Consider the following 14,184-nt stretch of genomic DNA (forward strand, 5'->3'; position numbering starts at 1 on the left):
TAAAAAGGTGTTAATCCATGAACGAAAAGTACGTGAAATCAGGTAAATAAATTCTTAATTTCTTCTTAAGAATACTTCCATAGTAGTCAAATCTCCTTCAAGTGTGGATTTGAGATTAGCGGTCATTATCTGAATTTAAAACCTTAAAAAAGTATCCAAATCAACATGTAAAACGCTAATCCATCCGCTCTCTAACCCAATCGGAAAGAACAGCTAAGGCTTTCTCCTGATCCAAATCGTTTAACAACTCGTGATATCCTCCCGGGAATATCTTCAGCGTTTTATCCTCAGAAGATATTTTTTCATAAAATTCCCGAGAGCCATTCGGATTCGTTAGTCGATCTGCGTCACCGTGAATAATCAGGACTGAAAGTGAAAATTCTCTTGCCTCCCGCTGAATGGTTTGCATCAATTGATAGAGTTCATATCCGGTTCGGGCAGGAATGTTTCCTTGATACACCAATGGATCTGTCTGGTATTTTTGGACTTCCTCCTGAATTCTGGAAATCCCTGAAATATCGAGTTTCAACACCTTCAATCTTGGAAATAATCGGTTGATCAATCCTGAAACTGCAATTAAAATTGGAGAAGTGCCCTCCGCTTCTTTGATCGCAGGACTACTCAAAAGAACTCCTTTCGCTTCTGGGCGGTATTTGATCACGTATCCCGCCACGAGTCCTCCACCCATGCTATGACCAAAAAGGAATACCGGTTTTCCAGGAAGGTAGTTTTGTACCTTCCCAAAAAGCGCATGCAGGTCTTTGAGATAATCCTCAGCCGTATCCATATAGGCTGTAGGACCTTTTGGTGCTGATTTGCCATGACCGCGACCATCAAAGGTAAATACGGCTATTCCCAAGGAAGTCATTTGCTTAACGAATCCCTCATACCTCCCACTATGCTCTCCAAGTCCATGAACCAATAATAAGCCGGCTTTTGAAGATTCTGGGATCCAAGCTTGGAGGTAAAGATTCAGCCCGTCATGGGAAGTATAGGAAGTTTCAAAGTGATTCATAGCTTTAAATTGAAGAAATCAAGTTAATCGGAATTTCGAAATTCTCGCCACGAATGTCTGTTCCTTGATTAAAACCCATAGGCACATAGCTTTTGACTTCGGAAACGAGACAGACTATCTCTATTTTCTAAGATTCTTAGATTTTGGCTTAAATCATAGTTCAAATAGATTCAAGGCTTTTTTTGGACATAACCTGATTACTTATGGTTACTATTTGGCTATGTGGTTTCTTTTTTGATACACCAATATTTAATGGTAGAATCTTAAAAACTATCTCCACTTGATACATCTTTAATTTCCCTACTTTTGATCATGGATAAGCAAATTCTGATAGACCTCGTGACCCAAAGAATGCCTTTTGGCAAATACAAGGGAAGGCTTCTTTGCGATATTCCAGAAGAATACCTCGTTTGGATGAAAGGAAAAGGATTCCCGGAAGGAAAATTAGGTATGTGGCTTCACACCCTTTATGAAATCAGATTGAATGGCTTGGAGGGAATTCTAGCTGATCTTAAGCGAAACTATGGGTCACTAACGTAAAAAATTGAATGTCATTCGCTCAAATTGAACCGGTCTCCATTTTATTTCTCAATGCTTACCTGATTCGCATCAATTTCCATCCATCAATTTCGACCAACAATTCCCACTGCTTTCCGGCATCAAGCTCTGGCATGTTCTTTTTAGCCTTTGCAAGCCAAATCCCAGATTGATTGGTGGATTTTTGAATCCATTCCGGATTTTGCTTGAGATTGATCAGGTAAGACTTCCATTCTTCGGTCGATTCAAACTGGGTTTCACGATTTAAGCTTTCATCCCCATCATAAATAGAAATAATCGCTAAATCCGTTTGAAAATCAATGGAAGGCAAGCGCTTGTCATAAATCATGATTCGCTCTCCTGGCTTCGCATTTGAATTTATCCATTCAGCCACTCTTCGGGTATCATTAGTCAAGCCTGGATTTTGGGAGAAGAAGTAGGTTGACATTGCCAATAAACCCATTGAAAAGGCAAAGGCTGAAAGGAATGGCCGATCTTTTCCTCGGATTCCGGATAAAAATAGGGTCACCAAAAAGGTCAAAGTCAACACCCAGATAAACCAAAACTTGGCATTGAGTACCAATCGATCTTCTACAAGTGGTGCTACCAAAAAGGCGGCAAGAAGTAGAACATGAAGCCCAAATTGGGCCTTTTCCCAAGTTCGCTGTTGTTTTTCAGTCAAATTTTCCCAAGCCAAAACTGCTCCTATCACCAATCCAGCTACAACGGGAAGGATGTAAAGAATGAGTTTTGACGAACTAAGAGAAAAGAACAACACTGGAATCAGCACCCAAACCCAAGCGATTGCCAATGGAGAAGCAGGTAATTTCCATGCGTTCTTCCATTCTTTCACCAACAAAATAAACCATGGAAAAGCTGCAACTAGGAGAATTGCCCAGTAGTACCAAAATGGCTGACTCCGGCTAAATGTATCCGTGGCGAATCGCTCAATGGTATGCCGAAAAACAAAATAATCCAGGAACTGGGCGTCTTCTTTCCAAAGGAATACAAACCAGCTTAAGCCAATTCCCAACATCAAAATCAGTCCTACTCCCCAAGACCAGGTGAAAGAAAATCTTCGCTTATTCCGAATTCGATCCACCAAATCAACCACAACAGGAACGATCCAAACCACAGGTCCTTTGGTCAAAAATCCGAATCCATAAGCCAAAAAGCTTAGTACCTGTGCCCAGCCTTGGGAGGTTTTTCGATAGAGAAGTGAAAAATACAATCCCGACAATACGAAAGTCGTCAAATACACATCGGTGGTTAATGCTCGGGTCCCAATCAATAAAATAGGCATGGAAGCATACAGCATGGAGGAAAGAAATGCTTTGCGCTCGTCTCCTATTAACAGCAGGGCGATTCGATAAACCAAAAATACTTGAAGCAGTGCTGCCAATTGAAGAAAAAACCTTGCTGCGAAAGGACTTACTCCCAGCCATTGATAGGCCATGGCAGTAATCCAATAAGTGACTGGTGGCTTATGATAATGGTGAATTCCCATCAATCGGGGATGCATCCAATCTCCCGTCTCCAACATTTCCTTTCCAATCTCGGCATAACGGGCTTCACTCGATTCGGTTACCGACCATGCTCCCAAATTGAAATAAAGAACCAAGGCCATCACGGAAAGTAAAATCGGCAATCGATATTTTCCTAAACGATCGAGAAGGAACTGCTGCATTTGTTTGCGGTGAGTTTGCAACCATAGGTTACGCCCATACACCACTAATCCAAAAGCCTGACCTATAAATAAGACTGCATCTTTTCGAATGATCGCATAGCTCGCAATCATTAAGGCCCCAAAAATGGAAATCCACCAAAAGGACAAAGGAAAGAAAGATTCCTTTTTACGCTCTGAAGAATACCATTGAATTAAAAATCGGGAGGTAAATACCGCTTGACCAAGAGTGCCCCAAGTCAATAAAAATCCACTCATCTGATCGGCTCGGAGCATGGACATCAAATCCGGACCGTGAAAGACAAATAGGTAAATAAAAAACGTGGGCGGAAGGAGCCAGAAAACTCCTTGAAGCCATTTTGGAAATTGAGACCAGGCTCCTTGAAGCTGAAGATTTCGGATATACACCAAATACCCCAAAAGCTGTCCTCCTACAATGACCAAGTCATTTCTAAAAGTCCCATAGACCATCAAAAGAAATGAAGCAAATAAGCTGAGTTGCCAAAAAATAACCGGATTTTCTACTTTCCCCGACTTTTCACTTTTAATCAATTGGATCAAAAACCGGGCAGAGAACATGCCTTGCGCCAAAAAACCCAGACCTAAAAGTAGATTTTCGTTCATTTCCCGAGGTTGGAATTCAAATTCGATGCGTTTTTGATGCGATATTGAATCATTCTGGATGCCATCCATCGAACGGCTAAGGTATCGGCAATTGGACCCCAAAACCGATTTCGAAAGCTAAACTTACTGTAACCTGTGACTCTTGGAAAATGCTGAATTGGAACTTCAATTAAGCTTCCTCCAGTGATTTTAACCAATGCAGGAATAAAACGATGCATTCCCTTGAAGAAAGGTAAGCTCTTCGCCACCTCTGTTCGCATCAATTTAAGCGGACAACCCGAATCCCGAACTCCATCCTTCAGCAACCAATTACGAAATCCATTGGCAAATGAAGAGGTTAATTTCTTGGTAAGATTATCCTTTCTGCCCATTCGGTATCCAGTTACCAAATCATGGCTATGCATGTGATTTTCCAACTTCAAAAAATCTTCAGGATTGGTTTGCAAATCAGCATCCATATATCCTACCCAAGTGGAATTGGAGTGATCGATTCCTGCTTTCAGAGCTGTGCTTAATCCTCTATTTTCGCTTAGGGCTAAAAAACGAAAAGCAGCATGCTGCATACAAAGCGCCTTGATTTTGGAAAGACTGGAATCTGTACTTCCATCATCTACCAAAAGCACCTCTACGTTTAATTTGGTTTTTGAAAAGTAGGTTTCGAATGCGGAAGGCAGTCGATCGATTCCCTCTTCCTCGTTAAACACAGGAATAATAATTACCAAATCAGCCATAATGCAGGAATAAGAGGGCAAATTTTGTATTTATATCTTAGGATTACCAGATATGAGGCTTAAATTTTTCTTAAGTGGGAGATGAATTTGAGTTTTGGTAAAAATGGTAAATGGAATAAGAGACTTTTGGAAGTTTTGAAAAAGGACTTTTTCAGGGTCTAATTGGTAGAGGTAAATCTGGTAATTCCGGTTAAAAAATATGAAGGGTTAATCCCACCGTAATGGAATGGAAGGTTTGTTCATATTTTAAAGAAATGGTTTCTCCACTATTTACCTGTCAGAGGAACTTTTTAGCCTTTTTTCTCTGGTACTTTTTTCCCCGAAAAAATCGGGGCAGGCTTTGATAAAAAAGTACCCAAAAAATCAAGATTCAAAAAAGCTCCCACCGCACAAGGCAGGTCGCTGGCCCGCTTTTGAATCTTCCCCACGCGCCTAAATAATTAACGAAAAAGCTCAATTGAATTAAAATCTGATGTTTTCCTAAATTCTTCATGCACCTTCCCTACAGCCTGGCCCAAGTCTAAAAACCGCCTGTCTTCAAGAGCCACATCCTTCACAATTTGAATTTCAATAGCATTAATCCCTGATGATCGCTCTCTTTTTTGGGCACAACGTTACCCGATAATTGATTCTAACAATAACCCCATCGGGGTCATATTTGGGTAGCCCAGCGTTTCAACGCTGGGTCACAGAAAAATGCAATATGATAGGCGCTGGGATAATATTTCAATTTGAAAACCAAATCTCAATCCCAGCGCAATGGAAAAGATGGGTTGATTATAAATTTTTATTCAGGCCATTATAAAGATCAACCCGTCAATGGAACTTCCATCGTTCCCTCTCTTTGGTACTTTTTTCTTGATAAAAAAGTACCCAAAAAATCAAGATTCAAAAATGCTCCTACCGCACAAGGCCGGACGCTGGCCCGCTTTTGAATCTTCCCCACGCGCCCAAATAATTAACGAAGGTGCTCAATGTAATTAATTCTGATGTTTCTCTGAATTCTTAACGCCTCTCCCCAGCCTCCAAAAATCGCCTGTCTTCTAGGGCCACATCCTTCACGATTTAAATTACAATAGCTTTAATCTCTGATGATCGCTCTGTTTTTTTGATCACAACATTACGCGATAATTGATTCTAACAATGACCCCATCGGGGTCATATTTGGGTAGCCCAGCGTTTCAACGCTGGGTCACAAAAAAATGCAATATGATAGGCGCTGGGCTAATTATTTAATTTGGAAAAAAGAGTCAATCCCAGCGCAATAGAAAATAATCTATTTCCAAATTCAAGGTTCAAAAAATGTGAATTGCAAATCCGAATACAATACCTAAACCCTGGAATTGTCGAGGAGGGAAAGGATCAAAAAAACCGATGTATTTCCATCTCTAAAACTTCGACATCGAACTTATAAGATACTTTTCAAAAAATTTCGAGCTCGATCCAAATCCTCCTGAGTATCGATCGCTATAGCTTGATGGGTGGTTTCTACCATCTTGATTTTAACTCCACGTTCAATCAGACGGAGTTGCTCCAACATTTCTACCTCCTCCAAATAACCCTTCGGCCAGGTGGTAAATTCAGCCAGCAATTCCCTCGTATAGGCATAAACTCCAATATGTTTCCAATAGAACACATCACGGGCTTTTTCCCGATTAAATGGAATCGGTGAGCGTGAAAAATAAATGGCATTGGAATGTTCATCCACAACCACCTTGACTGCATTCGGATTATAGGATTCATCCTCAGAAATACGGCACATCAAACTAGCCATTTTAACCTTTGGACGATCAAAGGCTCTTACTAATTCGGAAAGAGAATGAGGATCTTGAAACGGCTCGTCTCCCTGCACATTAACAATCAAATCCGCATCGACTACTTCCAAGGCTTCAGCTATTCTATCCGAACCGCTTTGATGGTTTTTAGCGCTAAAATAAACCTTGCCTCCCAAATCTAGGATTTGTTCCCGAATCAACTCATGGTCCGTGACCACCCAAACTTCATCAAAAACACCTGTGGCTAAAGTGCTGATATAGGTTCGCTGAATAACCGAAATCCCTCCCAGGTCCTGAACCAATTTGGCAGGAAGTCGAGTCGAGGCATAACGAGCAGGAATCAGGGCGGCGGTTTTCATGAATTGATTTATCGGGTTCTAAACAATTTTCGAATTGATTTGATCAAATCAAATTTCTGCGACTTCTTGATTTTCTTCTTTTTTTGCTCGAGGTCGTCCCCGTAATAATTGTACATGTACTTATTATTCTGGGAGTACAAATAGGTATTGCCATAGCCGTAATTGTAACCTTCATAGTGGTATCCGGAATTGATAATTCCATTGAATACCCCATAGACATTTCTAACCTGCTTGTTATTAAACAAGTCATTAATCATGACTAAGTGATCCTTGATGGTATAATTCTGGCGGACTACATACAGGTTAATATCAAAGAGTCGCATCAAATCAATCGTTTCTGATACCAAGCCCATTGGAGGAGTATCGAAAATCACGATATCAAAATGATCCTCCAGATACTTTAGAAACTCCAATAATTTGGGAGTTTGAAGCAATTCAGCAGGGTTAGGAGGAATCACACCAGAAGGCACAAAAAACAAGTTTTCATGCTGGGAAGGAATTACAATTTCTTCTGCTGAGATTTTCCCGATCAAATAAGTAGAAAGTCCAACTTTCTCCGTGTGGTTAAAATAAGAAGCCAATTTTGGACGTCTCAAATCCGCTCCGACGACCACCGTTTTTTTCGAGCCCAAAGCCATCGCCGAGGCTAGATTGAGGGAAGTAAACGTTTTTCCTTCCCCAGAAACTGAAGAGGTAACCAGGATTTTTTTGGTGTTTTTACCAGAGGCGAGGTAAGTAAGCGCTGATCTGAGCGATCTAAAAGATTCAGCTACAGCAGATTTGGGATGCTCCAAAACCACTTTGTTGGTGTCTTTGCTGCTGTATCCAATGACCCCCAATTGTGGAATCATGAAATGTTTTTTCAAGTCTCGTTGGTCCTTGATACTATCATCAAAAATATCTCTAAGAACCACAAAGCCAAAAGGTAACAAGAAGCCGAGAGCTATTGCCAATCCATAATTTTGAAGTTTGAGGGGGAATACTAAAGTTCCTTTTTTAGCTAAATCCAAAATGGCATTATCCGAAACGTTAGCTGCTCTAGCGATACCTGCCTCTGCCCGCTTCTCCAGCAAATAGGTGTATAAAGATTCCCGAAGCTTAAACTCTCTGAAAATAGCAGTGTACTTCGACTCAGACTCTGGCAAGGTGGCAAATTCGGCATCATATCCTCCAATCTCCCGAAGAATTTGCTGTTTTTGTTTTTGGGTATTGTCAATGAGATTTACAACGTTTTCAAACAAGGCATCTTGTACCTTATCCATCTGAACATCAATTTTGGTCACCTCTGGATGGTTTTCATTCACGGTTGCCAACAATTTTCTCCGATCCTGAGAAAGTGTAACCAATGTTTGAATTAATCCATTGAGCAAAGGATCTGGAACACCAATCACAGAAGGCGCAATCACATCCGAATAATCTCGGGTCTTACGCTCCATGTAAGCCTTGATTTCTTCGAAATATTGTAATTGGTAATCCAACTCTGCACTTCGGTCATCCAAGGAATTCATTTTCCCCAAAATATTGGAAAACTCTGCAGAAACATCGAGCATCTTGTTTTCCACCTTAAATCGCTGCAGTTCCTGTTCCTTTTCTCGTAGTGAATCTTCCAAAAAACCGAGCTGCTCTTCGATAAAGGAAATGGTATTTTCTTGAATCTTATTTTTCTCATTCAAGTCATACTCTATGTACGTCTGCATCAAGGCATTGATGTAATCTCTACCTTTTTCTACCACTTTAGTGGTAGTGGTCAATTTTAAAACCGAAGAATATTCATTGGCCATGCTGACCTGAACAGATTTAGCCAACTTTTCCTCCAAAACTGTAGGATTGACCAGCTTAAACAAAATCACATCACCCGTTCTCCCGGGATTAGTCAAAAAGACGGTGAATTTAGATCGTGCAGTTTCAATCTCTTGACCGAAGTTGTAGGTCTTATTTAAAATAGATTCATCACTCGATGCCTGAGCAGAATTGACATCCAAAATGCTCAAATCAGCTTGAGTTAATCTAAAATTTTCTTCCGAAAGAATTTCGAGTTCTACCGGAGTGTCTGTCACCTGGAGGTGATTCCAGTCTACCTCGAATCGAATGGGAGATCGATCATACAATTCAATATCCTTGATGTTGGTCTTGGCATAATACTCGACATCAAAGTGAAGTTTTTTTAATGCCTCCCTAGCCATGTTTTTCGAACGGAGGCGAAGGATGTCATTCTCTAGATTAATACCGGAATTAAAAATATTGGAACGGTCCAGGATCCGAGCTTCTGGAGAACTATTGGTCTTAATCACCAAAGACCCATTCACCTCATACTCGTCTACGGTATATCTGTGAAATAGAAACGTGGCTGTAACAAAAAGAAAAATAAACAACACATACCACGGCCAATATCGAATGTACTTGGCAACGACGTACCGTATTTCGAGCGCTTTTTCTTCGTTATCTAGCTGACTTAAATCCAGCTTCTCCATATTAAATTCCCCCTGTTACCAAATTTACGATTAAAAGTACTGATGCAAATATACCTCCAAACAAAGCCAAGGACGAAGTAAGATTATCGGCAGTTCCAACCTGTCTAATTTTCATCGGCTCGAGGTAAAGTATATCATTCGGCTGAATAAAGTAAAATGGACTCGCTAATAAGGCTCTGTCATTTAAATTAATCTGATGAATTTTTACTCCATCCCCATATTGACGAATTAAAAACAACTTTTCCCGTTTTGCCAAAAGTGAGGTTTCGCCGGCTGTTGCCAAGGCATCAAAAATAGTCGCCCTGTTTTTATAGATGATTTTGACGCCAACGGAATTAAACTCTCCCAAGGTGGTATATCGAATTCCTGCCATCCGCAACCTTACATATACTTCCTCTTTAAAAAAGATATTGATTTTTTCTTGAACCAAATCTTTGGCCTGATCTTCTGTCAAGCCACCGATTTTGATTTTACCCAGTTTGGGAACTTCCACATAACCTTCCTCATCAATCGAAAACCCGTTCATATACAGAGGATCACTACCTCCTCCACCACCACCTACTCCTCCTCCAAAACCAATTCCCCCCATTTGCTGAGAACGCTGGAATGAAAACCCTTCCACCAATTCAGGATCTGAACTGGCAAAATCGATCTGCACAATATCAAACGGCTGGAGAACGTATTTGTAATCCACATCTGCAAATGGAATAAATTCATCCAACTTGTACGCTGTGCTATCCGAAAGATTTTGGAGATAAGTAATTCGCTTATTGCTGATGCAAGAAGGTAAAGAAATGATCAGAAATAGATAAAAAACGATTTTTTTCATTCAGTCCAAGGGTCTCTTGGATCAAATATAGACAAATTTCCTATCCTTGGAATTTGCAATTGGCTCTAAAAAACTGATTGCTAAACTTCCCTTTTCGCATGGCTATTTTCTACCTTAGCCAATAATTCATCCTATGAAATTCCGTTTCTCCAAGCCTGATGATATCCCTGCGATCGTGGATCTCCTTCGTAATAGCTTAGGTGAAGGGCTTATCCCAAAATCAGAATCACTTTGGACTTGGAAACATCTGGCAAATCCTTTTGGCCCCTCCCCGGTTTTAATTGCAGAAAGCGATCATCAAATCATAGGGGTAAGAGCTTTTATGCGGTGGAAGTTTGTTGAAAATGGAAAAGAAATCCATGCCGTAAGAGCGGTAGATACGGCGGTTTCTCCTTTGCACCAAGGAAAAGGATTATTCAAATCGCTCACTTTAAATCTTTTGGATGAATTAAAATCTGAAGGTTTGGATTTGGTGTTTAATTCCCCCAACAAACAAAGCACTCCCGGTTATCTAAAAATGGGCTGGGAAAAATATGGGAAGCTTCCGATCCATATTAAACTTCAATTCCCATCCAGTCATCCGGTTGCAGAAAGAAGCGATTGGGAAGCTATCCAAAGCCAACTTAATTTCTTGGAGAGTACAGCTCCCCAAGAAGGAAGATCAACCCTTTGGCAACCAGGATACTTCAATTGGAGGTTTCGAGATTGCCCCATTTTCAAGTATCATTTTGTTACCGATTTCAAGGATCAACTCTTGATTTATCGAATCAAATCCCATGCTTGGGGTAAGGAATTTAGAATTTGTGATTGGATTGATTCTACCATTTCTTCCCCTGAGCAAAAAGTTAATTTTTTAAACCGAGTAAAGGAAGAAATTCAAAAATCCGGAGCAGCGTTAACAACACTTTCCGGACTTTCCACCACATATTCAAAAGGCTTAGGATTTTTGCCCTCTCTCAAACTTGGCCCTCTCCTTACCCTAAAAAAAGTAAACGAATCATTTACGGGTTTACATGAAAATTGGAAGTGGAGTTTAGGAGATTTGGAGCTTTTTTAGACTTACCCACTTTTGGTCCTACAATCCTCCTTTTCGGCGGAAATAGGAAACTTCAAAAAATTGAAGAGATTCAGTTTTTGTAAGTTCAAAGGCATCCTCGGAAATCCGATTCATGAAATTTGCGATTTGAGGATCAGGTTCATCAAGGTAGGAGATCACTTTAAACGCTCCAATTTCTTTAAGACTTGGGACTTGATTTCGCTGTAATATCTTTTGTTGAAATGGACTTCGGGCAACCCATCCCATAAAAAAAACATCATGGGAAGAATCCCTTAAATACAAGGACTGGTAATTTTCTAGAGTGACCCATTCTAAAAATTGAAGTTGGCCCTGTTCGCTATTTTCAAGAATACTCAGAAGTTCTTTTTCCTTCTCTTGATCTTCCAATCCACCTTTGATGAACTGTACCGCATGAATCAAAAAGAATCCCAGCAATATCCCCGTGGATAATCGGTAATAGTTTGCACTTCGAATACTAGGCTTATCCTCCAAAAAAAAGAAATACAAAAGAGGCAAAAAACAAAGGAATAAGACCCTCATAGGAAGGGTTAGAAAAATACTGAGTGCCAAAAGGGAAGAAATCCCAAGCAGTAAAACTTGGAAACGTTTTTTAGGTCTTAAAATCCCCATTCCAACAATTGCTAGCCAAATCAGTAAACCTGAATTAAATTTTTCAGAAAAAAGAGTTATGAAAGTCGTTTCAAGGATCAACTTGAGCCTTGGTAATTCAAATCGGATTTGGTCTAGGTTTTCTTTTAATTGAATTAAATCCTGTTCCTCTAGCTCCCCTTCAGCTGCAATCCATTGGGAAAAAAAGTAGTAAGGCGATGAGTCATCGAATTCTCCAAGACGCATTTTTTCCCGCATGACCGGATGATCAATTACCGAAGCTCTCAAACGGTTAAAATGGATGTAATCTGAAAATTCAGAATGGCTTTGATGATAGAGTTGTGTTCCAATAAAAACCACCCCCATCAAAGCAATAAAAAGAAATGGTTTGGTAGAAAGCATTTTAATAAACTCAAACTTTCTACTCACACAAAGTGCTCCCAAAAAACTTAGGCCAAGCAGTAGGCTTGCCTCCCATCGGATGAGTAAGGATAACCCTACCAAAAAAACACCTACCCATTCCTCCTTTTTTTGACCCTTCGAATGAAAAAACATCACCGCAAAGCGCATAAAGCCCGCAAAAGCAAGCCATCCAGCGACTAGTGTAAATTGCAGAAAGAAAGAAAAATGCAGCGTGCAGATCAGAAAAAAGGTACGCAACATCAGCTTTATGTCTGAGCTTAAATCAAGCTTATCCAGTGAGCTATTTAAACTTGAAAATCCAATAAAATTGAACAAAAACCATGTTGCTGCATACCAATTGAATAAAGGCTGAAGGATAAAAAGTTTGGAAAAAACCCATGAGATCAAGGGATGCAAGAACACAGCAAAATATTCAAAGTCCCCAGTATATCTTCCTGAGACCAACCATTGCATCATGAAATCATCATTGGTTTGATACCTCCAAGGCAAAAACCAAGACAGTCCCAGTAAGAGTCCTACTCCCAAATTCCATGTTCGAACAGTACTCATTTTGAAAGAAGGTATTGGGTTTGATTACGGATAGTCCAAGAACCTAAGGTATCCGAATAATGCCAAGAATCTGGTAAACTATCGATAGGTTGATATATCAGAAGAGAAGGTTTATAATCCAAATTCCAAGAATCCATCAAAGATGCCTTATCCCAAAATCCTGGAGAAATTGGAATACTTTTCCCAAGCAAGAAAGAAATTCCAGGATTCCTATAGATACTCAAAAACTGGCTATCATTATTCAAATAAGAGGGCATTTCGCTTAAACATCCAAGCAATTCTTCATCTAATAGAATGATTGAATTATTGGGTACCCGATAGACCGAATTACTTTGCCATAGAGGCTCCTCTAGCCCAAAAGGTTTCCACCAAACCCCCAAAAACACGCAGAATACGGCAGTAGAAGTAAAAATTGTAAGATTAAATGGAGTAAAATTTCGATTACTAATCCCAAAAATTGCCAAAATCCAGAAGCATGAAAAAAATATTCCTAATCGAAAAAAATAAACATTACTCCCCAAATGGAGAATAAATGGCAAAGCAACTAAGAGTAGATGATGCGTCGTCACTCTTTCTCTAAACCTTCCAAAAACATACCCCAAAACCGAGATAATAAACACTAAAACAAGATGATTCCATTCATCAGTAATATGCGTCAACCATGCCACCACCAATGAACTTACGAGTGCAATTCCCCATAGGATTGGCTTTGTAAATTGCCCAACCAACAACCAAGGGATAAACAGTAAAAGCACCCAAAACCAACCCACCAAATTGATTTTAAGTAAGAGGGCTAAATCATGATCCGTGCGAGAAATCGGCCCATTCCAAGACTGTTCAAATCGAGCAAAAAAGGAGTCGTTTAAAAAGAACTGAAACAAGGTTTCTAAAGCCAAAAAAGGAATTACTAGGCCAATCCCTTGCTTCCAAGTACTCCAAGAGACCTTACTTTCATAAAGAATCAAGCCCATAGTAACCAAACCTAAACCCAAAGCAACAGTAGCTTTGACATACAGAAGGAGCGCCAAAAGCAACCCCAATTTTAAGGACTTTAGGATATTTGACTTTTCATCCAAAGAATAAAGCCAAGCCGAGACGAAGAATAGGGCAAGCGAATTATAGGAAAGGGTTTGGGGCAAAAAACTATAACTAATAAACAAGCCTAATGCAGAAATCAAATACCACTCTAGTCCGCTAAATTGTGGATTCCTCTTCTTTGCCCAAGAGGCAATAAACCAAGCTCCAAGAATTACTGAGATTAGCCGAATCAATCTCAACTCAATCACTGAGAATCTAATCTGAAAAAGCTGATAAAACAATTTAAAAAATAGATCATAATAAGTCAGACCATAGCTGTTCTCCTGATTCGGATCTGCAAACAATGCATACAAGCCCTCATCTGAAATATCAAAGCCCCGATTGATCCCAAGTACCACCAGAAAAACTGATATCAATAAACCAGCAAGCAAAATCAAATGGTCAACCTTGCTAGTGCCGATAATCGATTTCATGGAGGGGATC

10 protein-coding genes are annotated in these 14,184 nt (G+C 39.9%); 2 read left to right on the plus strand and 8 right to left on the minus strand.

Annotated elements, in window-relative coordinates; genetic code table 11:
- Positions 1 to 175 precede the first annotated feature (175 nt).
- A complete protein-coding gene (locus AO498_RS13500; RefSeq protein ID WP_067548679.1) occupies positions 176 to 1,015 on the minus strand; it encodes an alpha/beta hydrolase in 840 nt (279 codons plus the stop codon).
- Positions 1,016 to 1,327: 312 nt separating this feature from the next.
- On the opposite strand from AO498_RS13500, the gene AO498_RS13505 reads away from it, so the two are divergent.
- Positions 1,328 to 1,555, plus strand: coding sequence for a DUF3820 family protein (locus AO498_RS13505; protein ID WP_067548682.1), 228 nt, complete (start codon positions 1,328 to 1,330; stop codon positions 1,553 to 1,555).
- Between the two features lie 55 nt (positions 1,556 to 1,610).
- On the opposite strand, the gene AO498_RS13510 is transcribed toward AO498_RS13505, so the two are convergent.
- The 5 genes from AO498_RS13510 to AO498_RS13535 form a co-directional block, all read right to left on the minus strand.
- A complete protein-coding gene (locus tag AO498_RS13510; RefSeq protein ID WP_067548685.1) occupies positions 1,611 to 3,860 on the minus strand; it encodes a lipid-A-disaccharide synthase N-terminal domain-containing protein in 2,250 nt (749 codons plus the stop codon).
- Positions 3,857 to 4,591, minus strand: a complete 735-nt coding sequence (locus AO498_RS13515) for a glycosyltransferase (protein WP_067548688.1) — start codon at positions 4,589 to 4,591, stop codon at positions 3,857 to 3,859. The genes AO498_RS13510 and AO498_RS13515 overlap by 4 nt, the downstream gene beginning before the upstream one ends.
- A 1,408-nt stretch (positions 4,592 to 5,999) precedes the next feature.
- Entirely contained in the window at positions 6,000 to 6,725 is a 726-nt protein-coding gene (gene kdsB / locus AO498_RS13525; RefSeq protein WP_067548694.1) for a 3-deoxy-manno-octulosonate cytidylyltransferase, read from the minus strand.
- Positions 6,726 to 6,733: 8 nt separating this feature from the next.
- Complete coding sequence (locus AO498_RS13530; RefSeq protein ID WP_067548697.1) at positions 6,734 to 9,196, minus strand: GumC family protein; 2,463 nt, start codon at positions 9,194 to 9,196, stop codon at positions 6,734 to 6,736.
- 1 nt (position 9,197) lies between these two features.
- On the minus strand, positions 9,198 to 10,025 hold the full coding sequence (locus tag AO498_RS13535) for a polysaccharide biosynthesis/export family protein (RefSeq protein WP_067548700.1): 828 nt from the start codon (positions 10,023 to 10,025) through the stop codon (positions 9,198 to 9,200).
- 133 nt (positions 10,026 to 10,158) lie between these two features.
- Here AO498_RS13535 and AO498_RS13540 point away from each other — a divergent pair, with 133 nt between their 5' ends.
- Positions 10,159 to 11,082: a GNAT family N-acetyltransferase gene (locus tag AO498_RS13540; protein WP_067548703.1), complete on the plus strand. Its 924-nt coding sequence runs from the start codon at positions 10,159 to 10,161 to the stop codon at positions 11,080 to 11,082.
- 18 nt (positions 11,083 to 11,100) lie between these two features.
- Here AO498_RS13540 and AO498_RS13545 read toward each other — a convergent pair whose 3' ends face one another.
- The gene (locus AO498_RS13545) at positions 11,101 to 12,663 is read right to left on the minus strand and encodes a hypothetical protein (RefSeq protein WP_067548706.1); all 1,563 of its coding nucleotides are present in this window, start codon (positions 12,661 to 12,663) and stop codon (positions 11,101 to 11,103) included.
- Entirely contained in the window at positions 12,660 to 14,174 is a 1,515-nt protein-coding gene (locus AO498_RS13550) for a hypothetical protein (RefSeq protein ID WP_067548709.1), read from the minus strand. Before AO498_RS13550 ends, AO498_RS13545 begins: the two co-directional genes overlap by 4 nt.
- Between the last annotated feature and the right edge of the window lie 10 nt (positions 14,175 to 14,184).

It is taken from the genome of Algoriphagus sanaruensis, from assembly GCF_001593605.1.
GTDB classification, from domain to species: domain Bacteria; phylum Bacteroidota; class Bacteroidia; order Cytophagales; family Cyclobacteriaceae; genus Algoriphagus; species Algoriphagus sanaruensis.

Excerpts from the sequence above, each read along its gene's own strand:
- AO498_RS13500 (WP_067548679.1), bottom strand. The coding sequence starts at position 1,015 with ATGAATCACTTTGAAACTTCCTATACTTCCCATGACGGGCTGAATCTT.
- AO498_RS13505 (WP_067548682.1), top strand. The coding sequence starts at position 1,328 with ATGGATAAGCAAATTCTGATAGACCTCGTGACCCAAAGAATGCCTTTT.
- AO498_RS13510 (WP_067548685.1), bottom strand. The coding sequence starts at position 3,860 with ATGAACGAAAATCTACTTTTAGGTCTGGGTTTTTTGGCGCAAGGCATG.
- AO498_RS13515 (WP_067548688.1), bottom strand. The coding sequence starts at position 4,591 with ATGGCTGATTTGGTAATTATTATTCCTGTGTTTAACGAGGAAGAGGGA.
- kdsB (WP_067548694.1), bottom strand. The coding sequence starts at position 6,725 with ATGAAAACCGCCGCCCTGATTCCTGCTCGTTATGCCTCGACTCGACTT.
- AO498_RS13530 (WP_067548697.1), bottom strand. The coding sequence starts at position 9,196 with ATGGAGAAGCTGGATTTAAGTCAGCTAGATAACGAAGAAAAAGCGCTC.
- AO498_RS13535 (WP_067548700.1), bottom strand. The coding sequence starts at position 10,025 with ATGAAAAAAATCGTTTTTTATCTATTTCTGATCATTTCTTTACCTTCT.
- AO498_RS13540 (WP_067548703.1), top strand. The coding sequence starts at position 10,159 with ATGAAATTCCGTTTCTCCAAGCCTGATGATATCCCTGCGATCGTGGAT.
- AO498_RS13545 (WP_067548706.1), bottom strand. The coding sequence starts at position 12,663 with ATGAGTACTGTTCGAACATGGAATTTGGGAGTAGGACTCTTACTGGGA.
- AO498_RS13550 (WP_067548709.1), bottom strand. The coding sequence starts at position 14,174 with ATGAAATCGATTATCGGCACTAGCAAGGTTGACCATTTGATTTTGCTT.